This is a genomic window from Tissierella sp., assembly GCF_032104385.1.
Classification (GTDB): Bacteria; Bacillota; Clostridia; order Tissierellales; family Tissierellaceae; genus Tissierella.
On the sequence record NZ_DAMCHJ010000011.1, the window covers coordinates 19,553 to 44,398 of the forward strand.

Genomic DNA, 24,846 nt, shown 5'->3' on the forward strand with positions numbered 1-24,846 from the left:
ATAGAAATTATATTAAATTGTAAAGATTATATATTATAGATAAAAATAATCAGAGCTTTACAAGTATTAAAAATACTTATTTGAAGTATAAAATTTCTTACTGTATAATGCTATATGATATAGAAGAATTTACAAAAATCGACAGAATTATAAAACGTTGAAAGGAGAATTTGTTTATATGAAATTAAGAGTTTTAAGACTTTTAAATCTTATCTTAATTTTTACAGGACTCATTATAATAGGCTCAATACTTATATGGGCTCCAGTCTGTGAAAACCTTTTAGAGCTTGCCAATGGTAATATGGTACATATGAAATGCTATTATACAGGGCAAGCATCAATATTATTATCTATAATATTGGTAGTATCTGGAATAGAATCTCTTCTTACAAAATCAAGTCATCCTTGGACCTTTATAGCCATAGGTATAATGGTTACTATTATTACTTTTACTTCAAAGTTAGGGATTGGTATATGTATGAAAGAAACCATGAGTTGTCATGATACTGCTATTTGGATTCGCGGGGGTGGTATAATTACCGTAACATGTGGACTTATATCTTTATTTATAGGGACAAGAAAAATTCAAAATTAGAAAAATAAACATTGTGATTTAGTATTTATTGTATCTAAAATACAATGGGAGGACTGCCAATGCAAGATATTAAGGTTGAAAATATTGTGTTTTCATATGACAAAGAACTTGTTCTTGAGAATATAAGTATGGAAATTGAGGCAGGAGATTTTGTCTGCTTACTGGGACAATCTGGTTGTGGGAAGAGTACATTTCTTCGTCTTATGGCAGGGTTGTCAGAACCAGACTCAGGTACTATTTTTGTTGGTGATAAGCTAATACAGGGAGCAAGTCTTGATAGAGGGGTGGTATTTCAAGATTATAGTTTATTTCCATGGCTAACTACTGGAAAAAATATTGTTCTATCTTTAAAACAAAAATTTAAAGATGAGGGCAAAAAGCAATTAAAAGAACGTGCTCTTTATTATTTAGAGAAAGTAGGATTAGATGAAACTACTTTTAACAAGTACCCGAATGAACTTTCTGGAGGAATGAGACAGCGATGTGCAATATGTCGCTCATTTGCCTTAGATCCGCCAATTCTTCTAATGGATGAGCCATTTGGAGCCTTGGATGCGGTAACTCGTGCTAAACTGCAAGATATGGTATTGGATCTTTGGAGTAAAGATAAAGTAAACAGAAAAACTATTTTTTTTGTAACTCATGATGTAGATGAGGCTTTATTACTTGCTACTAAAATATTTGTTTTTGGATCAAGTCCTAGTAAAATAATATACACTCATTCTTTTAGTAAAGAGGAAAAGGTTAGTAGAGAGTTATTGTTTGAAAATAAAAAAACCATTGAATTACGTAACAAACTTATTCATATTTTGAATAAAGATATTAAAGAAAAAATAGGTTATGGAGGAGAATAAAATGAAAAAAAGACGGATTAGATTAGCCTCATTCACATTAGTTGTGATTTTATTATTAAGTCTTACTGCAGGGTGTGGTAACAAAGATTTAAAGAATACTGAAACTGGTAGCAATACAATTGATGAAACAATAGTAGAAATAGAAAAGTCTGAAGCTAAAGAACCTGAGAAGATAAGTGTTGCATACAATCCAGGGACGGGAAATATATTGGGGTTCATTGCCATTGATAAAGGTATTGATAAGGAAGAGGGAATTGAGATAGAACTTGTTTCGTTTTCTAATTCAACAGATGCATTGACAGCTTTGCAGGCAAAAAAAGTTGATATTGCTGTTTCTTTTGGAACTGCTGCTCCACTAACCTATGTTACAAAAGGTGCAGATTTTAGTATTTTTGGTGGATACTTATCTGGTGGTATGCCTGTTTATGCTTCATCTGACTTAGAATATAAGGGACTTGAGTCATTTGTAGGAAAAAAGGTTGCTACAGCAAGAATGTATACTCCTGATATTGTATGGCGCGGTGCTATGATGGAAGCAGGCTATGATTTAGAAAAAGACGTTACTATCCTTGAGTTTAAAAAGCCGAGTGAGGTATTAGAAGCCGTTAAATCTGGTAATGCAGATATTGGAATAGGTACAAATTCCACATATCTTCAATCCTTAGAAGCAGGTCTTAGGACTATTGCTTGGAGTAATGATTTCTGGGATCCAGTACATGTATGTTGTAGGCCAGTTGCTAATACTGCATGGATTAATGAAAATAAAGATGCTGTAAAAGGTTTTTTACGATCATATATACGTGCAGAAAAGATATTAAATGAAGATCCAGAATATGCAGTTAAGCTAAATATGAAATATCTTGAATTAGATGAAGAAAAGTCAAGAGCTCTTCTACTTGAGACTAATCAAATTTTTGATACAGATCCTAAGAGTGATGGCGTTCGTTATATGTGGAACCGTTTAATTGATATGAAATATATTGATCCAGCAGATATAGATGTAAATGACCATATTAATATTAAACTATATAAAGAAGCTTTAGATGAACTTACAGCAGAAAATCCTGAAGATCCTTTTTATAAAGAGCTTCAAGAAAAGTTTGCAAACAACAATTCTGAAATGTTAAATTAACTTTGGAAGGATATAAAAATGTATTTATTATAGTGGGTGAATTTAAATGTTAAAAGGCAAAAAAAATATTAGAAATTATACGGGGACTATAGTAATTTTGATTATGATATTTTTACTTTATGTATTAGCTACTGATATCTATGGTATGCTTGATCCTTTGTTATTTCCAGGTTTTTTGAAAATTGGACCTAGTTTATATGCTTCAATGCCAAAACTTTGGGAAAGTCTTATTAGTTCCTCAAAACTTCTTATACCAGGATATTTTGGTGCGGCTTTTAGTGGTATTTTATTGGGAATTTTAATAGGCACTAATCCAAAATTAAATAAAAATTTAAAGCCAATTATATTCGCTTTAAACCCAATTCCACCATCAATGATGACACCTTATCTTATTGCTATAATGCCCACTTTTTATTTGTCATCGGTAGCGGTTATATTTATAGGATGCTTTTGGCCATTTCTTAATGGTACTATAAATGGAATTGTCCTAATTGATCAAAAATATTTAGATAATTCCAAGGTTTTAGAATTAAGTGGATTTAAAAAATTGTTTAATGTAATATTACCTGCTGCTGCCCCATCTATATTAGCTGGGGCAGGTACAGCACTAAATTTTGCATTTATTTTACTTGCAATAGCTGAAATGTTTGCAACAAACTCTGGACTTGGATATTTTATTCAGTATTATGCAGATTTCTCAGATTATGCAAAAGTAATTGCAGGATTATTATTTATGGGATGCTTTATTGTTATTGTTATGCTTTTATTTGAGAAGTTAAAAAAGAAGATATTGTTCTGGACTCTTAATGAAAATAAATAAAATATGAATGTAGCCACAGTTGATTTGCTTTGACTGTGGCTGTGTTTAAAGAAGGGAGCTTATGTATGAAAAAAGTCAGAATTGGCTGTGGAGCAGGATGCTCATATGATAGATTGGAACCTGCAATAGAACTTGTAGAAAGAGGAGATATTGATTATATTGTATTTGAATGTCTTGCAGAAAGGACAATTGCCAATAACCAACAACAAAAACTAAAGGATCCTTCAAAAGGATATACTCCTATGCTTGAGGCAAGGATGAGAGGTATCTTAAGACAAGCTAAAAAAAATGGAATAAAAATAATCACAAACATGGGGGCAGCAAATCCCAATGCTGCTGTTGAACTTATCTTGAAAATTGCAAAAGAAATGAATATTGTTAATCTTAAAGTCGCTATGGTTTCAGGTGATGACATAACTAATGAATTAGATAAATATAAAGATATCGTCATGTGGCAAAGTAAAAAAACTCTTGGTGAACTTGATGCTGAAATAATATCAGCAAATGTATACTTAGGTGCTGAGGCAATAAGAGAGGCTCTTAACAATGGAGCTGATATTGTAGTTACAGGGCGTGTTGCCGATGTGGCATTATTTGTAGGTCCTATGATGCATGAATTTGGCTGGACAGAAAATGATTTGTATGAGATAGGGCAATCAACTTTATTAGGACATCTTTTAGAATGTGGTGGACAAATAACAGGAGGATATTTTGCTGATCCTGGATATAAAGATGTAGAAAACCTACATATTTTAGGGCATCCGATTGCCGAAATAGATGAAACAGGAAATTTTATAGTTACAAAGGTAAAAGGTTCTGGTGGAGAGGTATCTCTTCGAACCTGTAAGGAACAACTATTATATGAAATAACAGATCCATCATGTTATATTACTCCAAATGCTATAGTTGATTTTACAAATGTTGTTTTTAAACAGATGGAAAAGGATGTTGTACTTGTAACTGGTGCTGTATCAAGGGGGATACCTTATACCTACAAGGTAAATGTTGGATATTCTGATTGTTATATTGGAGAAGGAGAAGTAAGTTTTGGTGGATTAAATTCTCTTCCTCGTGCAAAAATTTGTGCTGATATAATTGAAAAGAGATTAAAGATTGTGGGGGCTAATATAGATGAGTACAGAACTGACTATATAGGTTATAATTCTTTGTATAAAACAAATATTTCAGATAACTTTGCGCCTGAGGAGCATAGTGAAATAAGACTTAGAGTAAGTGGGAGAACAAAGACCTTTGAGGATGCAATGCTCATAGCTCAAGAGTTAGACTATCTTTATACAAATGGACCAGCAGGTTCTTCAGGAATAGAATCTAGAGTAAGACAAGTATTGTCTATTGGTGCAATTATTATTCCTAAAGATGATATCAATACTGAAATTACCTATTGGGAGGTATAAAAATGAAACTTAAAGAAATAGCACATGCTAGAACTGGGGATAAAGGCAATATGTCAAATATTTCTGTTATTCCATATGAAGAAAGAGATTATCCTATACTTAAAGAAGTCTTAACTGCAAAAAAGGTAGAAGAGTTTTTTTCTGAAATATGTTTTGGAGGAGTTAGAAGATATGAACTTGACAATATCTGTGCATTTAATTTTGTGCTTGAAGCATCTTTAGGCGGTGGAGTTACAAGAAGTCTTGCTATAGATAAACATGGAAAATCTCTTGGAATGGCTCTTCTAGAGATGGAAATATAATGGCAATAAAAAGGATTGTTATTTATTTAAAAGGATCTTTGTGAGCTGACTCATGTCAAGTAGACAGGTAATTTAATTAAATATTATGCACATTTGGATGCATGGTTACGATATTCTAAAGGAGCCATGCATCCTAGTCTTTTTTGAAATTTATTTTACTGCATTAAATCCATTATAATGTACTTTATCATAAGGCAAAGTTTCAAGATCATGATGACTTTTTTCTTCATCAGGATAACCTATGGAAATTATAGTTTCTACATTGTATTTTTCAGGAATATTTAAAAGTTTTTTTACATAATCCTCCACACTTTGATCATCTTCAGTTAATCTATTCCTTACTTGAATCCAACAAGAACCAAGTCCTAATGACTCTGCTGATAATTGTATTACAGTAGCCATAATAGAAGCATCTTCTATCCAAGTATCTGTAATATTAGGATCTACTAAAACTGCAATTGCTAATTCAGCATTTGATATAGGCTGTGAAGCTCCACCTCTAGAAGCCCCTAAATTTTTAAGTAGTTCTTTATTGTTTACTACAACAAGTTCCCAAGGTCTTTTATTTTTTCCAGAAGGAGAGGTTAAAGCTCCTTGCAATATTTTATCTAAGATTTTTTCTTCTATTTCTTGATTTTTATATTTCCTTATGCTCCTTCTTTTCATCAATAAATCTAACATATTAACCCTCCTATTTTAAATTTTTCATATATATTATATCATAAAAATTAGGAGAGTTTAGGACAAACAGAATATAAGTTATTTTATAACTTTATCTATTGACTAAATTGTTGTTATTATATCTTTATGAAGGGTAAAACTATAACATATTCTCATAATGCAGGTGATTTTGGATTGTTCTTAGTAGGAACTGCACCTGAATATGCATTAACAGAGGAAGGATTAGCTACTTATAAAACTGATGAACCTATTATATTACCAGTAAAATTATTAGAAAAGTAGGATTATTTTATTTGGTTAAGGAGCAGTATAATCTTTAGAAAAATTTTGATTTAAATAATATATTGAAATTTAATTAATAACAATTTCTATAATTAAGTTAATACTCTTTTTTGGCGAAATAAAAAGCCATGAAAGAGTATTATATTAATAAAAAATAGTTAATTAATAACTTATATTAGGTATAAATTGATGTGGAAATGTAAATGTGATATTATAAAATTAGTGTTTAATAGTTTAAGCAGTAAAAATATATTTGATAGGGAAAAATAAATATAAGGGGAATTAGTATGGAAGTCAAGAGATGTTCTTGGGCAAAAAAGGATGTAGATATAGTATATCATGATAATGAATGGGGGAAGCCAGTTCATGATGATAATCTATTGTTTGAAATTCTTATTTTAGAAGGTATGCAGGCTGGATTAAGTTGGACTACGATTTTAAATAAGAGAGAAAGTATGAGGATAGCCTTTGATGGTTTCAATCCCCAAATAATTGCTGAATACAGTACAGAGAAAAAGGAGGAGCTATTACTTAATCCTAGTATTATTCGAAATAAGGCTAAAATAAATGCATTAGTAACTAATGCAAAGGCATTTCTACGTATTCAAGAAGAATATGGTACTTTTAATAATTATATTTGGAAATTTGTTGATAATCATCCAATAGTGAATACATGGACAGATCCATCTCAAGTTCCTGTAAGTACGGAGATTTCTGAGAGAATAAGTAAAGATTTATATGCTCGTGGATTTAAATTTATAGGTTCAACCATTTGTTATGCTTTTATGCAGGCCGTAGGCATGGTTAATGATCATATGGTATGGTGCGAACAATATTCAAAATCTTAGTTCAACTATATACTATTATTAAATTAAAGTTTTCAGGAGGAAAATGAAGTGAGTTTAAGATTTCAATATGATTGTTCAAATATAGATTGGGAAAATGTAGTTAAAATACTAAAAGAAGTTGAAATGGATTTGGTCGAGCAATTTCAGATGGAGTATATCAGGCTGCAATTTATGATATAGCAGTATCTTCTGAATATCAAGGAAAGAGCATAGGAAGAATTATTATAGAGAAGATTTTAGAAGGACTACCTAATTGTAATTGTATTTTATATGCTTCACCAGGAAAGGAAACTTTTTATGAAAAGTTTAACTTTAGAAAGATGAAAACAGGAATGGCATTGTTTAATAACCCAGATAAGATGAAGGATAAAGGATTTGTACAATAATAAAAGGAGATGATAGGATGAATAATTATAAGTGTACAGTATGTGGCTATACCTATAGACCAGAAAAGGGAGATAAAACACATGATATAGAGCCTAACACAACTTTTGAAGATTTACCAGATGATTGGAAATGTCCAACCTGCAATCAGTCTAAAATGGCTTTTGAGGAAATAAAATAACCTTTATACATTTGAATAAGAAAGGAGAAAAAATGAAAGCAATAAATAAAGTATTTAAGATAAAAACAATTATTATTTTGATGATTATATCAATAATAGGACTTAGAGGTAATGATAAATCTTTAGCCTCGGGAAATATTAAATTGGTAGTAGATGGAAAAGATATAACCTCTAAATCAATGCCAATAGTAAGAAATGGTAGAACTTTAGTACCTGTACGCTTTGTATCAGAAGAATTGGGAGCAACAGTTACTTGGAACAACGATGACAGGACTGTAAAAATTGAAAAAGGTAACAGTATAATATCTTTAAAGATTGATAGTCGATTAGTTCAGTATATAGATAAGGAAGAGAAATATTTTCTATCTGATGTAGCACCTGTAATAATAGATGGTCGTACCTATACACCCTTACGATTAGTAAGTAATGCTTTAGGTATAGGAATTGAATGGGATGGAATTAATAGTGTTGTTAATATTAATTCTAATATTTCATCAGATTTTACTCCATTTTTTCAAGAAAAAATTTCAATAGTTAATCAAACTATCAATGGGAAAATGGATTTACAGATTATATTACCTAATGGTGCACCTAAAAATGCAGTAGAAATAAAATACCTATTAATGGATCCTAAAACAGCTAAGGGAAAAGTTATAGCTAGAGGAAATGATTTAGGTGGAAAATATACCTGGCTGCCAAATATAAAGGATAATGGAAAGAAAGTTCTTGTGGCTGCTATATATGATAATAAGGGGAACTTCCTTTCAGGTGATGCAATACCTGTAAATATGAATATAATTCCTAATGTATTTTTAACGGGAGTAGAAAACGGACAAGTAGTAAATGAAAATATAGTTTTAAATCCTAATGTTAATTTTGTAGCTTCCTATGTAAAATATGAAATAGTTAATCTAGATAAAAACAAGACCAATTTAACAACAGAATTGGATCCACAAGGTTCATATAATTGGTCGCCTATGGTAGATGATAATGGAAATTATTCTATAAAGGTAATTGCTTATGATGAAAATAACAATTCCTATCCAAGTGAAGCCATTAATATTAAAATAGAGGTTCCATATATTTTAGGTTTCTCAGGAGTTAAAAAGGATATGATAATAAATAAGCCAGTTAACTTATCTGCTTCTAGAAATTTTAATGTTATAGAAACAGAATATATTCTAAGGGATCCAAATACAGGAGTGGAAGAAGTCCTTAAAAAGCAAGGATATGGAAGTTATAAATGGTTTCCAAGTCCAGAGTATGAAGGAGATAAAGAGCTTCTAGTTAGAGTAAAAGATACCCTTGGAATAGTACACCAGACTAAAGGTATTCCTGTTAAATTACCTGGTAAGCCTAGCCTGCTTATTGAAGGAGTGGGACCGAAACAAGTAATTACATCGGAAGTAAAACTAAAAGCTTTAAGTAATATTGGCTTAAATAGTGTTGATTATATCCTAACAAATCCAACTAAAGGAACTAATAAAACTTTAGCATCTGGACAAAATCCTTCTATAGAATATAAATTTACACCAACTAAAGGAGAACTAAGTTATAGTCATATTAAAGCAGTAGGCGTATATAATGGCAAGACTATAGAAAGTGAAGAAATTCCAATTAAGATTTATTTGGGGCAGACCTATGGACCAAAACCAATTGTTGCAAAAGATAAGTTTTTAGGGGTAGCATCTAATCTAGCAAAAGAATCTTGGGGAAATACAGGGATGTCTGCTGCTTTACAAACAGCACAAGCTATATTAGAAACAGGATGGGGACAATCTGTACCTGTAGATAAATATACTGGAAAAGTCTCTAATAATCTCTTTGGAATTAAGGGAAAAGGCACAGCAGGTTCAGTTGTATCCAACACATGGGAAGAGTACAATGGAACTAAATTTAGAATTGATGCAGAGTTTAGAGCTTATAACAATATCAATGAAAGTTGGTTAAATCACAAAGAGCTACTCTTAAAAGGTGAAAGGTATGGTATATTTAGGGATGTAATGCATGATAGTACTCAAGGTGCTTGGGCACTAAGAAGAGCAGGATATGCAACGGATTCTCAATATCCTATAAAACTAATGAATATCATTAAACAATATAAATTATATGAATTGGATGAAATAGGAATATAAATAAAGACAAGCCCATTATTAAAGGGCTTGTCTTTTGTATATTAAGGAATTAATATTTGACTTGTTGTAGATATATCAATATTAAAAAACTTTAAAAGTAGAAATCTTAAAAAAGAAGGAATTTCATAACTTATAGCGAATATATTAAATGGGCTTTATAAAGGGTAAAGGGGGAGAATATTTTGTTTAATGATTATAATTATAATAAGTCTTGGGAAAGTCCAGGGTCTAAAAATAATGATGATGTAATGACCGTTGGAGAATGGATAACTGTATTAATTGTATTTGCTATTCCAATTATAAACATAGTTATGTATTTCATATGGGGATTTGGAGGTAATGCAAATAAGAATCTTCAAAATTTTTGTAGAGCAACTTTAATAATAGCTGCTGTAGGTATTGTGTTTGGCCTATTATTTGCGGGATGTTCACGTATTTAGAAGACTAAGATAAAAAGAAAGGAAGATGAAAGTGAGTAAAATGTTAATAGTTGTTGATATGCAAAATGACTTTATAGATGGAGCATTGGGTACCAAGGAAGCAATAGATATTATTCCAAATGTAGTCCGAAAAATAAAGAATTTTCAAGGGAATATAATATATACAAGAGATACTCATAAAGAAAACTATCTATCTACACAGGAAGGTAGATATTTACCAGTAAAACATTGTATAGAAAATACTCATGGATGGGAGTTACATAAGGATATTCAAAATTTAATAAGGGATACTAAAACTAATATTTATAATAAAGATACTTTTGGCTCTAAGGAATTAGTTCAAGAACTAATGGATATTAACAAAAAAGAACCAATAGAGGAAATTCAGATAATAGGTCTTTGTACAGATATTTGTGTTATCTCAAATGCATTATTAATTAAGGCGTTTTTACCAGAAGTAAAAATATCAGTAGATGAAAAATGTTGTGCAGGTGTGACTCCAGAAAGCCATAAAAATGCAATAAATGCAATGAAGATGTGTCAAGTTGTTATTGTATAAATAAATCCAATAATTCACCACTATAGTATAAGATTCATATGATATATAGAACGATAAAAATAATGGTGGTGAGAAAATGAGTGAAAATACATGTTTAACTTTAGGAATGAAAGCACCAGATTTTGCTGGACTGTCAACATTTGGACCTGTGAAATTATCTGATTATACAGGGAAATGGGTAATATTGTTTTCTCATCCAGGAGATTTTACTCCTGTGTGAACCACGGAATTTATTGCCTTTGCAAGGCAATATGATTCTTTCCTTGAGAGAAATGCCCAGCTTTTAGGAATAAGCTTAGATAGTAATCCATCCCATCTTGCATGGGTTTATAATATATATCAAAACACAGGTATTCAGATTCCTTTCCCAATAGTAGCAGATAAAGACATGAGTATTGCTAAAATGTATGGAATGATTGCTCCAAATATAAGTACAAGTACAACAGTACGGAATGTGTTTATCATAGATGATAAACAGATTATTCGTGCGATATTAGTATATCCTTTATCTAATGGTAGATATATACCAGAGATATTAAGACTACTGATTGCATTACAAACTACAGATAGGTATGGCGTAGCAACTCCAGCAGATTGGCTCCCAGGGCAGCCAGTAGTAGTACCGGCACCTACAACCTATGAAGAGCTTCTTAGAAGAGTAGAAGGAGAAGACGGATATTATTGTGTAGATTGGTATTTATGTTATAAAGATATTAATTAGATAATTTTAATAAAATAGTCTAATAAGTTTAGATTTCAAACTTATTAGACTATTATTATTTTCCCATCATATGGTTTCATTATAGATTTTATAATATCTAAATCTCCAGAACTTGTATCTAACCAGTACTTTTCCATTTCTCTAGGTAAAATAACAGGCATCCTTTGATGGATTTCTTTCATAGTTTCATTAGCATCTGTTGTAATTATAGTAAAAGATTCATATTCTTTACCATCTGTATCTCTAAAAACATTATATAATCCAGCTAAAGAGAAGATGTTTTCATTTTTCACAGATATTTTTCTTTTTATTTTCTTTCCGTCTATATTCTGCCATTCAAAAAAACTGGTTACGGGAACTAAACATCTTCTACTGTAAAATGAATTTTTAAATAAGGGTTTAATATCTACTGTCTCAGCCCTTGCGTTTATTATGGGCTTTTTAGTAAATGCAGGCATAAATCCCCATTTCATTACTTTCAGTTCGTTATTGTTATTATTTATTACAATAGGAACCATATTTGTAGGAAATACTTCCTCTTGAGGATTAAATCTTCCTACAGTTTTTATAGCTTTATATCTTTCTATTAACATATCTATATTTGTATCTAGAGAAAATCTACCACACATAATATCACCTAATTAAATATTTTATAATGTTATTATACCCAGAAAGATAACGAAAGAATAGAGCAAAAATAGTATTTGAATATTATATAGAAAATAAATGCTTTTGTTCTACTATTGTAGAAGTATAAGCTAAAGAAAATTCACGAAAAATGCTTTTATAAGAATTAATTAGAAGGAGTAGTATGGGGAATTACATTTCTTTATATTCTTTCTTCAATATTCCCATAAATAAAGTATCAGTATATTTTCCATCAACAAAGAAATTTTCTCTTATTCTGCCTTCTTCTTTAAATCCACATTTCTCATAGCAGGAGATAGCCCTTTTATTATATGCTCTTACTTCTAAATCTAATTTATGAAGATTTAATTTATTAAAAGCAAATTCTTGAATGAGTTTAATTGCTTCGCTGCCATAGCCCTTACTTAAATTATCCTTAGTGCCTATTACAATGCCTAATGTTCCAACTCTGTTAACCCAATCTATCCTTATTAAATCAATTTGACCAATGTATTCTTCAGTGTCTTTATGAGCTATAACAAAACCTTTAAAGTTAGAAGCACCTTGCAGAATATTATTTAAGAAGTTTTCAGTTTCATTTAAAGTATGGGGATATAAAAATATATTGCTCAAATATTGGGTAATCTCAATATCATTTACCCATTTTCTCATATATGGTAAATCTTCTTTTCTATACTCTCTTAATACTATCCTATCACCAATTAATCTAGCCAATAATATCACCTCTTATTTTTATAGTACATTATATCATAGAGAATATAATAACAATATAAGTTTTTGGAATGAATTCATTAATTATTATAGGATAATATGAAAGAAAGATATAGAATTATCATAATCATAAAACTACGCAGTTTGTAACTCAGCAGATAAAATGATTAATACTTAAAAATAAAAAGGGAAGCCTAGAGGAAATTTAGGTAAATATTTTTATCCCAATAAATAGTAGGACACAATTCCCAGTTTTTCTTTAATATGATATAATTTATAATAAATTTCTAAGTTTTTAGGACGGATGTCCTTCATTAGAGTATGAATTTTATTATATACTTTAAGGAGTGGGAACTTTGCATATAATTGAAATCATTGAATCAAATAAAGGAATAAAAAAGATATTAAGAGACTGTCCCTATGAGATTTTAAAAAAATGGGAATTTAAGGAATACTCTAAGGGGCAACTAATATGTCATCAAGATATGCAATATGAGTATTTCTATATTATAGTCAAAGGTTATGCTAATATATCTTTAACAGCTGAAAATGGAAAAAAGTATTCTCAGGCCATATATAAAAATGGAGATTACTTTGGGGAATTGGAGATATTTGATAATAAGCCATATATTTGCTCTATTGAAGCTTTAACAGATATTCAGGTAATTCGTATAGGAAGAGAAAATTTTCTAAAATGGATTGATAAGGATAGAAGTTTTTCTTTACATATAATGAAAACATTATGTGATAGTTTTTATAAACTATCAAAATTAGCAGGTGAAAACACTTTGTATTCTTTAAAGTATAGATTATGTAATTATCTATTATATAGATTGGATTCAGGAGTTAAATCAAGTAGTGGTATAGAAATAAATGTAAACAAAGAGCAATTAAGTGAACAGTTTGCAGTTACATCTAGGAGCATAAATAGAATACTTCAGCAATTAAAAGAAAATGGTATCATAGACGTATCAAATAATTCAATTAATATTATTGATATAAAAAGACTGAGAGAGGAAGAAATCCTAAGTCGAAAGGAATAATTATGTCAATAAAATCGAGAGAAATCGATTTTATATATTAAAATAATAAGGGGGAGTTTTCTTTGAAAAAGAAACTTTTAATTTTATTATCACTAATGTTGATAGTATCCACAGTATTAGCTGGATGTAAAAAAACTGATGTACCAACAACTTCGGATAAGCCAGCTACTAATGATGCATCAGATATTGTTGAAGCAACAAAGGTAGGATTAGTATTAGCAGGTGGATTAGGAGACCGTTCATTTTATGATTCATCTCACGAAGGTGTAGAGCAAGCTAAGAAGGATTTAGGCATTGAGTACAAGGTATATGAATGTAGAAATGATTCATCATTATTAAATGACCAATTAGTACAAGCTTCTCAATATGCTTCAATCGTAGCAGTTGTAGGTTTCGAGTTTTATGATGTAGTTCAGGAAGTAGCAAAGGAATTCCCAAAAGTTTCATATATCTATGTAGACAATGAAATCGAAGGAATTGATAATCTAATCACTATATCCTATGCAGAAAATGAAGGTTCATTTTTAGCAGGTGCTTTAGCTGCCATGCTTACAACTGAAACATCTATAGAAGGCATAGATGAGGGTAAATTAATAGGTATGGTTGGAGGAATGGATATTCCTGTAATAAGAAACTTCCAAGCAGGCTATGAAGCAGGGGCAAAATACATCGATCCAGAAGTTAAAGTTGAAACCATATTTGCAGAAGATTTTGAAGATCCAGCAAAGGGTAAGGAAAGTGCAACAGCACTTTATTCAAGGGGAGCAGATATTATATTCCAAGTAGCAGGAAAAACAGGAGAAGGTGTATTTGAAGCTGCCAAGGAAATGGGCAAATATGCCATAGGAGTAGATACTGACCAACGTTATATAAATCCAGAAGTTATAGTTGCTTCCATGGTAAAAAAAGTAGGTAAATCAATTTATGATACTATAGAAAATATACAAAACGATAAAATAGAAAAAGGTAAAGTAGTTCATTATGGCTTATCTCAAGATGGTGTAGAAATGGGATATGGTTCAAGCAATATGACTCAATTTGCAACAGAAGATATGAAAGCAAAACTTGAAGATATAAAGGCAAAAATCATTAGTGGAGAAATAGAAGTACCAACAGGTAAATAAGATTTAATGGAGAAGTAGACAGCTACTTCTCCATTTTACAATAACTATGGTTATATAAGATAACGAGGTGAGAATTTAAGTGGATGATAAAGTTTTAGAATTAAAAAATATATCCAAACAATTTCCTGGGGTATTAGCAAATGATAATATTAACCTTGAAATAAAAAGAGGAGAAATTCATGCAATAGTTGGAGAAAATGGAGCTGGAAAGTCTACTCTTATGAATATATTATATGGACTTTATGAGCCTACTACAGGAGAAATTTATTTTAATGGTAAGGCTGTAAAATTCATGAGTCCTTTAGATGCAATAGAATTAGGAATTGGTATGGTACATCAGCATTTTATGCTAGTACCTTCTTTTACTGTGGCAGAAAATATAGTATTGGGTACCGAACCGAGGAAAAATAAAATGTTTGTAAATAAGGAAAAGGCAATTGAAGTTACAAAGGAATTATCCAATACCTATGGATTAATTGTTGACCCAATGCTGAAAGTGGAGTCATTATCAGTAGGAATTCAGCAAAGAGTTGAAATATTAAAGGCGCTTTATAAGGGTGCTGATATATTAATATTAGATGAACCAACGGCGGTTTTAACACCTCAGGAAACAGAAGAATTATTTAAAGTCATAAGAAAACTAGTAAATGAATTAGGTAAAACAATAATAATAATTACCCATAAGCTTCAAGAAGTATTATCCATATCAGATAGGGTAAGTGTTATGCGTCAAGGAAAGATGATAGGAACTTTAAATACTAAAGATGCCAACGAGCAAATATTGGCGGAAATGATGGTCGGTAGGGAAGTTTTATTTCATAAACTAGATAAGAGGAACACTGAAAATAAGGAAGTGCTAAGAGTAGAAAAATTAAGTGCAAAGAATAATAGAGGACTCTTAGCTATAAAGGATATTAGTTTTAACTTAAAATCTGGTGAAATTCTTGGCATAGCCGGAATAGAGGGCAATGGACAATCTGAGTTAGTAGAAGTATTAACAGGTCTTAGGGAAAAGGAAAGTGGAGAGTTTTTTATAAAGGAAATAGAATCATCAAACAAATCCCCGAGAGATATTAGAAAATTAGGCATTGCACATGTACCAGAGGATAGATTGGCAATGGGATTATCTAAAGATGCCACTATTTCTGAAAATATCATTATGGGTTCTCAATATAAAAAACCCTATGCAATTAGAGGGCTTCAGTTAAATAAATCAAAGATTAGGGAAAAAAGTAAAGAACTTATAAATCGATTTGATATAAGGACGCCTTCAGAAGAAGTTTTTGCTGGAAATCTATCAGGTGGCAATATGCAGAAAATGATTATTGCTAGAGAATTTACTTTCGATACCCCAATATTAATTATATCTCAGCCTACTAGAGGAGTAGATATAGGAGCAATTGAGTTTATTCATAAAGAAATAATAAAAAAGAGAAACGAAGGATGTGCTATTCTATTAGTATCTGCAGAATTAGATGAAATATTTAGATTATCAGACAGGATAATGACTATTTATGAGGGAAGTATAACTGGTGAATTTGATGAAGGAACTATATCAAAGCAAGAAATAGGTCTTTATATGACTGGAAAAAACATGAGCTTGGGAGAAGGTGTATAGGATGAAAAAAATAATTGAAAAAAGAAATTTAGAGTATATAATTTCCCTTTTTATATCTATATTTGCTTCATTATTAATAGGTGCTTTAATTATGATGGCAAATGGGAGAAGTCCTTTAGTTGGATACGGTGCTTTAATAAAAGGTGGGTTCGGCTCCAAATATAATATAGCTACAACATTTGCTAAAACTGTTCCATTGGTATTAACTGGATTAGCAACAGCCATATCCTTTAGATCAGGAATATCAAATATTGGTGGAGAAGGACAACTTTATTTAGGTGCATTTGCTGCAGCCTATGTTGGTATAACTTTCACCGGTATTCCAGGCTCTATTGGTATAGTATTAGCAATTTTGGCAGGAGCTTTTATAGGGGGAGTTTATGCGTTTTTCCCTGCTTTACTTAAGGTAAAGTATAAGGTAGATGAAGTTATAACTACAATAATGTTAAATACAGTGGCTACTTTATTTACTGGATATTTAGTTAATTATCCTTTTGCTACAACTAAGGGAAAAATGGGAGGTACAGAGATTATAGCAGAACAATTTCAACTTTCTAGATTAGTAAGATTATCTACCTTAAATACTAGCATATTTTATATGGGAATTATTGCCATAGTAATGTATTATTTAATGGAAAAAACTTCTTTTGGATACGATTGTAAAATGGTAGGACAAAACTCCTTATTTGGAAGATATGGAGGAATAAAGGATAAGAAACAAATGGTAATAGCCATGGTAATATCAGGAGCATTATGTGGTATTGCTGGAGTATTTGAAGTTATAGGAGTACACTATAGGTTTTTACAACATATATCTCCAGGATATGCCTTTGATGGTATGTTAATAGCTTTAATAGTGAGAAATAATCCTATAGGCGTAGTAATTATGTCCATATTCTTTGGTGCTTTAAAAACAGGCTCCATTTCTATGGAGAATGCTACGGGAATACCATCAGAATTAGTATTAGTTATTCAATCCATAATAATTTTATTCATTGCAGGAGAAGCAGGATTTAAAAATATATATAAAAACTGGCGTTTAAAAAAGGTTGGGAGAGTAGGTGAAAAAAATGTTTAGTGAACTTTTTAATTTAGCATTGATACAACATACCATAAGAACTGCTACGCCACTTATATTAGCAGCATTAGGAGGATTACTTACTCAACAAGCAGGAATACTCAATATAGGTATGGAAGGTATGATTCTTTTAGGAGCATTTTTTGGAGTAGTGGGAAGTTATTTCTTTGGCAGCTCATTTATGGGAGTATTTTTAGCAGCTTTTATTGGTTTATTAATAGGTCTTTTATTTGCTTTATTTGTTATAGATTTAAAGTCAGATGAATTTGTAATAGGAATAGCTATAAATATTTTTGCAGGAGGATTAACAGTATTTTTACTTAGAAGTATATTTGGAGTTAAAGGAGCTTTTTCTTCACCAGATATAGTACCCTTACCAAGACTTAACTTTCCAATGCTCAATAAGATTTCTTTCTTAAATACTATTTTTAATAATCATACAGTATTTATTTATATTAGTTGGATTTTAGTAGTATTAACTTATATATATCTATATAAAACCCCGCAAGGAATTTGGCTTCGTGCTTCTGGAGAATATCCTGATGCTTTAGAAACAGCAGGTATTAGTCCAAGAAAAATGAAATATATTAGTTCAATAGCCTGTGGGATATTATGTGGTTTGGCTGGAGCTCATCTTTCCTTAGGATATTTAACTTTGTTTACAGAAAATATGAGTGCTAATAGAGGGTTTATTGCTTTAGCTGCAATAATATTTGGTAAAGCTAATCCAGTAGGTACATTTTTTGCAGCTTTATTATTTGGATTTTTCGATGCCCTAGGTATTAGATTACAAGTTGTAGGAATTCCTTCTCAATTTACTCAAATGATTCCTTATGTAGCAACTATATTTGCATTAATTATTGTAACTAAAAGGCAAATAGCTAAGAAAGATAAAGGTAGGATAAGCAATGTATAAAGTTAAAAAATATGATGTGGTAGTTATAGGTGGAGGAATAGGAGGATATTACAGTGCAAGGGCCTTAAAAAGGGAAGGAAAGGTCGTAGCTCTAATAGAGAAGGATACCCTAGGAGGTACTGCCCTTAGATGGGGTGCATTGCCAGTAAAGAAGATTTTAGATTCTTTTAAAGGTGTAAAAAAAGAGCAAATAAAAGAAATTAGGGAAGATATCATAAAAAAATGGGATGATGATTTAAAGAAATTAGAAAAGAAAATTATAAACAATTTATTGGATGATGAAATAGATATATACTATGGAGATGGTGAATTCATAAATTCTAAAAGATTTAAATTAGGATCTCAAATAATAGAAACCAATTATTTTATTGTGGCTACAGGAACTAAACCTGCTAGCATAAAAGATATTCCCATTGATGAAGTAAATATAATTACTCATAAAGAGGCTATAGATTTAACAAATATGCCTAAGAGTATAATAATTTTAGGTGGAAATGTAGAAGGTATAGAATTTGCAGCTTTATATGCCAAGATAGGTGTAGAAGTTATGGTTATAGAAAAAGAAGAAAGTATTTTACTTGGAAATGATGAAGATTTAGTATTTCCTATAGAAGAATATCTTAAATCTTTAAATGTAAAGATTATAAAAGGTATAGGTGCTAAAAAGGCAGAAACAGGTGAAAATCGAGTTAATGTATTATTAGATGATGGAAGTATTGTTTCTGCAGAAAAGGCTTTAATTACCTTTATGAGAGTGCCAAATTTTCCAAAGGGAATTGAAAACACCAAAATAAAAACTAGCAAAGATAGAATTATAGTTCGTGAAAATTTATTAACTGATGAAGAAAATATTTTTGCCATAGGTGATATTAATGGAATTTTAGGCATGGCTCATGCGGCTATTCAGCAGGGAATAAAAGTTTCAGATTATATATTAAGAGATATACCAATAGATATATCCTATGAGGTTTTGCCTAGAGCAGTGTTTACATTACCAGAAATGGCTGGAGTAGGGAAACAAGAGTGGGAATTGAAAAAGGATAATACCCCATATAAACTAGGAATTGCCTATTTTAAAGATAGTTGGAGAGGTTGGGCAAAGAATATAGAAGAAGGATTTGTAAAAACCATAATAGGCTTAGATAATAAGATTTTAGGTATATGGATGGTAGGAGAGAATGTATCGGAATATATTGGATTAATGGGGCAATTAATAAAGGAAGAAAGAACAGTAGATGAAATACTATCTAATCTAATCATCCATCCTAGTTTAACGGAAACAATATTAGAAGCTTTACTGCAATCAAAAAATGAGAAGGTGATAGGATGAAACAGCCTCATATATTATGTGAAGAAAAGGATATATCAGAGTATGTAATACTCCCAGGAGATCCAGCTAGGGTATTGAGAGTTGGAGAATTTTTAGATTCTTATGAAGAAATAGCGTATAATAGGGAATTTAGAACAATAAGGGGATATTACAAAGGTGTACCTATAACAGTTGCTTCTACTGGCATAGGAGGTCCATCTGCTGCAATAGCTATAGAGGAGTTGATATCTTGTGGAGCAAGATATCTCATTAGAATTGGGTCAGCAGGGGCAGTCCAACCCAATATTAGATTAGGGGATTTAGTTATTTGTTCGGCAGCTGTGAGAGAAGATGGAACTACCAATATGTATGTTTCACCAAATTATCCTGCAGTATCAGATATTAAATTTACAAATTTAATTATAAATACATGTGAAGAATTAAAATATAGATATCATTGTGGATTAGTTAGATCTCATGATTCATTCTATATTGATGAAGAAAATGAAATTATGGAGAAGTGGAATAAGAAAAACGTATTAGCATCAGATATGGAAACTGCATCCTTATTTGTGTTGGGACAAATTAGAGGCGTAAAAGTTGCTAGTATATTAAACAATGTAGTGGAGTATAAATCTGATACAAAGAAAGGTATAGTAGATTATGCTATGGAAAGCATAGGTACAGTAGAAGGAGAGAGAAGGGAAATTATTTTAGCATTAGAATCTTTAAAAAAGCTTTATGATCAAAGATAAATTTTTAAATCTGCAGAGGCTGTCCTTTTCTATGGACAGCTTTAATGTTAATATATAACTATCTATAGAGAAGGAATGATGAGATATAAGTAATGGAGGGGTTATCGTGAGTAGAGATTGGGAAAGAAAATTACTAGGAATAATAAAAAAACGGATATCAAGAGTGTTAGATTAGAAAAAGAACTGATTTTAGATTTGGGAACAGGGATATTTAATAAGAAACAAGGATTTATAAAATTAAAAAGGCAAATAGAAAGATGTAATATAGAAAAGAAATCAATTTCCATTGCATTTATAGATGTAGATAAATTAGAGAATATCAATGATAAATTTGAACATCGTGAAGGTGATAGATTAATTAATGGGATAGCTACTATTATAAAAAAGAATATAAGAAAAGAAGATTTTGTATATAGGTACGGTGGAGGTTAATTTATAATAGTTTTTAAAAATGCTAATATAAAAGAAGCAAAAGAAATATGGAATAGAGTAGACAAAAAGTTCCATGAAGAAAATAATAAGGGAAAGCTGACTTATAAAATAAGCCTAAGTGTAGGTTTTGTAGAATATAATGGAAGTATTAGGCTAAGAGAATTAATAGAGTATGAGGATAAAGATATAGATAAAGAAAATAATTGGTTGTCAAGGATACTTGAGCTAATTAGATATGTGAGACTATAGAAATAAAATCTTCTTAATATTAGGAGAAGGAGATTTTTTGATAGTAGAAGAATTTAGAAAAAAGAAGGACTTTAGTCTTATTTGTCGAATATATATAAGGTAAAGGTTAGGGATGAGATGATAGGAGGGGTTTTTATGGAACTAAATAAAAAGGGTCTTTTGGAGGAAATTAAAGCTTGTAAAGTTTTTTCTAGTGTATTTTATAAAGCTAGTGAGCAATTGCAGGATATATTGATTAAGTTTGTTATTGAGAGCTCTAGATATTCTTGTAACAAAGAAAGCTATGTAAAGAATATGAGAGAAACTAGTATTAGATTCCAGAAACCGTATATTGAAGGAAGAAAAAATCAAAACTATTGTATGTTCACACTACATCCACATCTTAATAGAATACTTGTGGATTTAAGAACAGATGGAATAATACTTAATTCAAGTCAAATAGAAATAGCGAATCTTGGAAATTACTATAATGGAGGATTTGAATGGATTAGATTTAGAGTAACCAAGGAAGAAGATATAGATGAAGCAATAAAATTAATTTCTCAATGCTATAAAGGATTAGGGTAATAGATTGTGAACTTTACATTGCCTTACTCAAAAAGTAAGAATACAATATAAATACAGTAAATATTTAGTCAAAGCTGTGAGGTGACTATATGGAGGTAAAGATGTTCTACAAAACCCAAAGAGAAATAGCTGAAGTTATCAATCAAATAATTGATGGATATTGGAACGATGAGATTCCAGAAAAAGCTATGATAGAAAAGATAAAACTTCTTTATGGTAATAATGAATCAAAGATTATAAAAGATGATGATTTTACGACCATATTAAAACAACAATGTGGGAAGAGAAGATTAGAAGTAGTTGAAAAGCTAATAAAATAGAAAGAGGTTAACGATGGTAGGAAAAAAATACAGTGTCAATTTAACAGGTGCATGGTTCTTGTTCTATGAGATAAAACAAGTAGCAGAACTAATAAATAAAGGATTATCAGAAAAAGAAATAAAGTCAAAAGTAGTAGATGAAAATCTATTTCAACATAAGAAAATATCTAGTGTAACTAGAGCATTACCTACAGTATATAGAAGAGCCAATTTATTATCCGAATCTTTAAGAAGAATCTTATTAGAAGATAGTATAGATAACGGGAAATTAATAAATCTATATGCAATTATGGAAGAAGACCTATTATTTAAAGAGTTTATGATGGAAATTATAGGCGAAAAATATAAGACAAATAATTTGTTCTTAGAAAGAAAGGATATTAACGGATTTTTTACTCAGAAGAGAGAGCAAAATGAGGGATTTTCAAAGTTTAAAGAAGGAACGATAAATAAGCTAAGACAAGTATATCTAAAAATACTTATAGATGCAGGAATAATGATAGATCTGAAATCTGGAGAATTAAATAGAATATTAATTGATCCTCATGTTAGAGAGATATTAGAAATAAGTAATGGAAAATATTTTATAGAGATATTTAAGTAGCTAAAGATCGGGGTGGAAGAATGACAAAACTAAAAGAAAGAATAGAATTAATAATACCCAAAATAAAAGAAGAAAAGTTCCTACAAGGGAGAGGACTAGGGAACGAAATATCTTTTTATGTATTTGATTATGATCCAAAGGAAGAATTATTTGTAAGAGATTATATAAAACATATAAAAAAAGAATTCGATAAACCTAGTTCCAATATTAAAATAATAGAATTTGATTTGTACAATATGATGCTAGACCTAGCAAAGGAAATGGATGTTTTTGACAGTATATTTGAAATGGAAGAAAATGAAGGAAAAGAAGCCTTATATGAAGGTATGGAATTATTCTGCGAGCCAACGGCATTTATGGATAAAATTGAAAGAGAGTCTAGAGATTATAATCTTATATTTATAACAGGAGTAGGGAAGGCATTTCCATTTGTTAGATCCCATACCATATTAAACAACTTGCTAGTTAGACTTGATAAAAAGCCACTTATAATGTTTTATCCAGGGGTCTATGATGAATTATCATTACAATTATTTGGAAAGTTAAAAGATGATAATTATTATAGAGCATTTAGATTAATAGATATGAAATAAGGGGGTAGACCAATGAAGATTAAGGATATGTTTTCTAAAGACATTGAACGACCAATTAGTGGAGTAATTAAAGTAGGCCAAGATGAAAACGAAAATATCAAACAAGAATTAGAAGAATATGTAGTGACTGGAGAAATAAACAAACATTTAAGCAAATTCTATAGTAACTACAACAAAAGTATTGATAGACCAACTGATAAAGTTGGAGTATGGATTTCTGGATTTTTTGGATCAGGTAAATCACATTTTTTAAAGATCCTTTCATATTTATTGGAAAACAAAGTAGTTGAAGGGAAAGAGGCAATAGAATTTTTTGATGATAAGATACAAGATAAGATGTTCCTTGAAGAAATACGAAGAGCAGGTAAGGTAGATACTGAAGTTATACTTTTTAATATTGATGCTAAATCTCCTATAGCGGGTAAATCTGAAGAAGAAACACTCTTAAAAATATTTTTAAAGATGTTTCACAACCATCAAGGATTTTATGGAGATAGTCCAGGAATAGCATATATGGAAAAGTATTTAACAGAAGAAGGCAAGTACGAGAAATTTAAAGATAAATTTAGAAAATTATCAGGGGCTGAATGGGAAGAAAAGAGAAGAGCTTTCTTCTTTATAAGAGATCATGTAGTTAAAGCACTATCTCTTTCAACAGGTATGTCTGAAGAATCAGCAAGAGAATGGCATAAAAACGGATCAAAAGAATTCAACATAGATATAGAAGGATTTTCTAAGGAAGTTAAAGAATATCTAGATAGCAAAGGAAAAGACACTAGGCTAGTATTTTTAGTTGATGAGGTAGGACAATACATAGGAGACAATAGCTCCCTGATGTTAAACCTTCAAACAATATCAGAAGAATTAGGAATCCATTGTGGTGGACGGGCTTGGATTGTAGTTACCTCTCAAGAGGCAATAGATGAGCTATTTAAAAAGATAAAAGACTATGATTTCTCAAAGATACAAGGGAGATTTGATACTAAGCTTTCCTTATCCTCTATTTCAGTAGATGAAGTAATAAAAAAACGTATATTAGACAAAAAAGACTATGTAGAGGAAAGATTAAAGCAAATATATTTTGAAAAGTTAGCTGTCCTAAGAAATTTAATCAATTTTAATGGAGCAAGAGCAGATTTTATCGGCTATAAAGATGAAAAAGAGTTTGCAGAAGTGTATCCATTTGTACCTTATCAATTTAAACTACTTCAAAATGTATTCGAACAAGTAAGAAAGCGTGGCAGTACAGGAAAGCATCTATCAGAGGGTGAAAGATCCATGCTGTCAGCTTTTAAAGAATCTGCAATACATTATAAAGACGAAGAAGAAGGAATACTAATTCCATTTTCAGCTTTTTATGATACAATATATGAATTTTTAAACCCTTCCATTAGAAGGGTAATTAATGATGCAGAAAATAATCCTAAGTTAAAGGATGATAAATTTAATATAGATTTATTAAAAGTATTATTTATGATTAAATATGTAAAAGAATTACCAGCTAATGTAGATAACTTATCAGTCTTAATG

General features: G+C 30.5%; 31 protein-coding genes. 28 read left to right on the forward strand and 3 right to left on the reverse strand.

Going from position 1 to position 24,846, the window contains the following annotated elements:
• The first annotated feature begins 178 nt into the window (after positions 1 to 178).
• The 6 genes from RT714_RS11290 to RT714_RS11315 all read left to right on the forward strand — a co-directional run bounded on the left by RT714_RS11290 (position 179) and on the right by RT714_RS11315 (position 5,118).
• Positions 179 to 595 carry a DUF4418 family protein gene (locus RT714_RS11290; RefSeq protein ID WP_313757711.1) on the forward strand — a complete coding sequence of 139 codons (417 nt, stop codon included), beginning with the start codon at positions 179 to 181 and terminating at the stop codon, positions 593 to 595.
• Positions 596 to 654: 59 nt separating this feature from the next.
• Complete coding sequence (locus tag RT714_RS11295) at positions 655 to 1,449, forward strand: ABC transporter ATP-binding protein (RefSeq protein WP_313757713.1); 795 nt, start codon at positions 655 to 657, stop codon at positions 1,447 to 1,449.
• Between the two features lies 1 nt (position 1,450).
• A complete protein-coding gene (locus RT714_RS11300) occupies positions 1,451 to 2,581 on the forward strand; it encodes an ABC transporter substrate-binding protein (RefSeq protein WP_313757715.1) in 1,131 nt (376 codons plus the stop codon).
• A gap of 46 nt (positions 2,582 to 2,627) precedes the next feature.
• Positions 2,628 to 3,401, forward strand: a complete 774-nt coding sequence (locus tag RT714_RS11305) for an ABC transporter permease subunit (protein ID WP_313757716.1) — start codon at positions 2,628 to 2,630, stop codon at positions 3,399 to 3,401.
• Between the two features lie 65 nt (positions 3,402 to 3,466).
• A complete protein-coding gene (locus RT714_RS11310; RefSeq protein ID WP_313757718.1) occupies positions 3,467 to 4,816 on the forward strand; it encodes an acyclic terpene utilization AtuA family protein in 1,350 nt (449 codons plus the stop codon).
• 2 nt (positions 4,817 to 4,818) lie between these two features.
• The gene (locus tag RT714_RS11315) at positions 4,819 to 5,118 is read left to right on the forward strand and encodes a hypothetical protein (RefSeq protein WP_313757719.1); all 300 of its coding nucleotides are present in this window, start codon (positions 4,819 to 4,821) and stop codon (positions 5,116 to 5,118) included.
• A 150-nt stretch (positions 5,119 to 5,268) separates the two neighbouring features.
• On the opposite strand, the gene RT714_RS11320 is transcribed toward RT714_RS11315, so the two are convergent.
• Positions 5,269 to 5,799, reverse strand: a complete 531-nt coding sequence (locus RT714_RS11320; RefSeq protein ID WP_313757720.1) for a nitroreductase family protein — start codon at positions 5,797 to 5,799, stop codon at positions 5,269 to 5,271.
• 126 nt (positions 5,800 to 5,925) lie between these two features.
• Here RT714_RS11320 and RT714_RS11325 point away from each other — a divergent pair, with 126 nt between their 5' ends.
• The 9 genes from RT714_RS11325 (at position 5,926) to RT714_RS11360 (ending at position 11,349) form a co-directional block, all read left to right on the forward strand.
• Positions 5,926 to 6,081: a hypothetical protein gene (locus RT714_RS11325; RefSeq protein WP_313757722.1), complete on the forward strand. Its 156-nt coding sequence runs from the start codon at positions 5,926 to 5,928 to the stop codon at positions 6,079 to 6,081.
• A gap of 287 nt (positions 6,082 to 6,368) precedes the next feature.
• Positions 6,369 to 6,929: a DNA-3-methyladenine glycosylase I gene (locus tag RT714_RS11330; RefSeq protein ID WP_313757723.1), complete on the forward strand. Its 561-nt coding sequence runs from the start codon at positions 6,369 to 6,371 to the stop codon at positions 6,927 to 6,929.
• Between the two features lie 48 nt (positions 6,930 to 6,977).
• Positions 6,978 to 7,109 carry a hypothetical protein gene (locus RT714_RS11335; RefSeq protein WP_313757724.1) on the forward strand — a complete coding sequence of 44 codons (132 nt, stop codon included), beginning with the start codon at positions 6,978 to 6,980 and terminating at the stop codon, positions 7,107 to 7,109.
• The gene (locus tag RT714_RS15970; RefSeq protein ID WP_399326795.1) at positions 7,106 to 7,315 is read left to right on the forward strand and encodes a GNAT family N-acetyltransferase; all 210 of its coding nucleotides are present in this window, start codon (positions 7,106 to 7,108) and stop codon (positions 7,313 to 7,315) included. The genes RT714_RS11335 and RT714_RS15970 overlap by 4 nt, the downstream gene beginning before the upstream one ends.
• A 17-nt stretch (positions 7,316 to 7,332) precedes the next feature.
• The gene (locus RT714_RS11340) at positions 7,333 to 7,494 is read left to right on the forward strand and encodes a rubredoxin (RefSeq protein WP_313757726.1); all 162 of its coding nucleotides are present in this window, start codon (positions 7,333 to 7,335) and stop codon (positions 7,492 to 7,494) included.
• Positions 7,495 to 7,505: 11 nt separating this feature from the next.
• On the forward strand, positions 7,506 to 9,629 hold the full coding sequence (locus tag RT714_RS11345; RefSeq protein ID WP_313757727.1) for a stalk domain-containing protein: 2,124 nt from the start codon (positions 7,506 to 7,508) through the stop codon (positions 9,627 to 9,629).
• Between the two features lie 182 nt (positions 9,630 to 9,811).
• On the forward strand, positions 9,812 to 10,069 hold the full coding sequence (locus RT714_RS11350; RefSeq protein WP_313757729.1) for a hypothetical protein: 258 nt from the start codon (positions 9,812 to 9,814) through the stop codon (positions 10,067 to 10,069).
• Between the two features lie 25 nt (positions 10,070 to 10,094).
• The gene (locus RT714_RS11355) at positions 10,095 to 10,628 is read left to right on the forward strand and encodes a cysteine hydrolase family protein (RefSeq protein WP_399326745.1); all 534 of its coding nucleotides are present in this window, start codon (positions 10,095 to 10,097) and stop codon (positions 10,626 to 10,628) included.
• 106 nt (positions 10,629 to 10,734) lie between these two features.
• Complete coding sequence (locus RT714_RS11360) at positions 10,735 to 11,349, forward strand: peroxiredoxin (RefSeq protein ID WP_313757835.1); 615 nt, start codon at positions 10,735 to 10,737, stop codon at positions 11,347 to 11,349.
• 44 nt (positions 11,350 to 11,393) lie between these two features.
• Here RT714_RS11360 and RT714_RS11365 read toward each other — a convergent pair whose 3' ends face one another.
• Together RT714_RS11365 and RT714_RS11370 are read right to left on the reverse strand one after the other, a co-directional pair.
• Entirely contained in the window at positions 11,394 to 11,978 is a 585-nt protein-coding gene (locus RT714_RS11365) for an SOS response-associated peptidase (protein WP_313757730.1), read from the reverse strand.
• Between the two features lie 190 nt (positions 11,979 to 12,168).
• On the reverse strand, positions 12,169 to 12,711 hold the full coding sequence (locus RT714_RS11370; RefSeq protein ID WP_072974103.1) for a GNAT family N-acetyltransferase: 543 nt from the start codon (positions 12,709 to 12,711) through the stop codon (positions 12,169 to 12,171).
• Positions 12,712 to 13,064: 353 nt separating this feature from the next.
• Here RT714_RS11370 and RT714_RS11375 point away from each other — a divergent pair, with 353 nt between their 5' ends.
• From RT714_RS11375 to brxC, 13 genes are all read left to right on the forward strand, one after another.
• The gene (locus tag RT714_RS11375; RefSeq protein WP_200778137.1) at positions 13,065 to 13,751 is read left to right on the forward strand and encodes a Crp/Fnr family transcriptional regulator; all 687 of its coding nucleotides are present in this window, start codon (positions 13,065 to 13,067) and stop codon (positions 13,749 to 13,751) included.
• A gap of 62 nt (positions 13,752 to 13,813) precedes the next feature.
• Positions 13,814 to 14,875: a BMP family ABC transporter substrate-binding protein gene (locus RT714_RS11380; protein WP_313757732.1), complete on the forward strand. Its 1,062-nt coding sequence runs from the start codon at positions 13,814 to 13,816 to the stop codon at positions 14,873 to 14,875.
• Between the two features lie 79 nt (positions 14,876 to 14,954).
• Positions 14,955 to 16,493 (forward strand): ABC transporter ATP-binding protein, encoded by a 1,539-nt coding sequence (locus tag RT714_RS11385; RefSeq protein ID WP_313757733.1) that lies wholly within the window; start codon positions 14,955 to 14,957, stop codon positions 16,491 to 16,493.
• Position 16,494: 1 nt separating this feature from the next.
• Entirely contained in the window at positions 16,495 to 17,571 is a 1,077-nt protein-coding gene (locus RT714_RS11390; protein ID WP_313757734.1) for an ABC transporter permease, read from the forward strand.
• The gene (locus RT714_RS11395; protein WP_313757736.1) at positions 17,564 to 18,487 is read left to right on the forward strand and encodes an ABC transporter permease; all 924 of its coding nucleotides are present in this window, start codon (positions 17,564 to 17,566) and stop codon (positions 18,485 to 18,487) included. The genes RT714_RS11390 and RT714_RS11395 overlap by 8 nt, the downstream gene beginning before the upstream one ends.
• Positions 18,480 to 19,817: an NAD(P)/FAD-dependent oxidoreductase gene (locus RT714_RS11400; RefSeq protein WP_313757738.1), complete on the forward strand. Its 1,338-nt coding sequence runs from the start codon at positions 18,480 to 18,482 to the stop codon at positions 19,815 to 19,817. The genes RT714_RS11395 and RT714_RS11400 overlap by 8 nt, the downstream gene beginning before the upstream one ends.
• Complete coding sequence (locus RT714_RS11405; RefSeq protein WP_313757740.1) at positions 19,814 to 20,551, forward strand: nucleoside phosphorylase; 738 nt, start codon at positions 19,814 to 19,816, stop codon at positions 20,549 to 20,551. Before RT714_RS11400 ends, RT714_RS11405 begins: the two co-directional genes overlap by 4 nt.
• Positions 20,552 to 20,668: 117 nt before the next feature.
• The gene (locus RT714_RS11410; protein ID WP_313757741.1) at positions 20,669 to 20,983 is read left to right on the forward strand and encodes a diguanylate cyclase; all 315 of its coding nucleotides are present in this window, start codon (positions 20,669 to 20,671) and stop codon (positions 20,981 to 20,983) included.
• A gap of 384 nt (positions 20,984 to 21,367) precedes the next feature.
• Positions 21,368 to 21,799: a hypothetical protein gene (locus tag RT714_RS11415; RefSeq protein WP_313757743.1), complete on the forward strand. Its 432-nt coding sequence runs from the start codon at positions 21,368 to 21,370 to the stop codon at positions 21,797 to 21,799.
• 101 nt (positions 21,800 to 21,900) lie between these two features.
• The gene (locus tag RT714_RS11420) at positions 21,901 to 22,119 is read left to right on the forward strand and encodes a TIGR04540 family protein (RefSeq protein WP_313757745.1); all 219 of its coding nucleotides are present in this window, start codon (positions 21,901 to 21,903) and stop codon (positions 22,117 to 22,119) included.
• 13 nt (positions 22,120 to 22,132) lie between these two features.
• Positions 22,133 to 22,723, forward strand: coding sequence for a DUF1819 family protein (locus RT714_RS11425; RefSeq protein ID WP_313757747.1), 591 nt, complete (start codon positions 22,133 to 22,135; stop codon positions 22,721 to 22,723).
• Positions 22,724 to 22,743: 20 nt separating this feature from the next.
• Positions 22,744 to 23,316, forward strand: a complete 573-nt coding sequence (locus tag RT714_RS11430) for a DUF1788 domain-containing protein (RefSeq protein ID WP_313757748.1) — start codon at positions 22,744 to 22,746, stop codon at positions 23,314 to 23,316.
• A gap of 12 nt (positions 23,317 to 23,328) precedes the next feature.
• The coding region (gene brxC / locus RT714_RS11435; protein WP_313757750.1) for a BREX system P-loop protein BrxC at positions 23,329 to 24,846 on the forward strand (1,518 nt) is incomplete at its 3' end.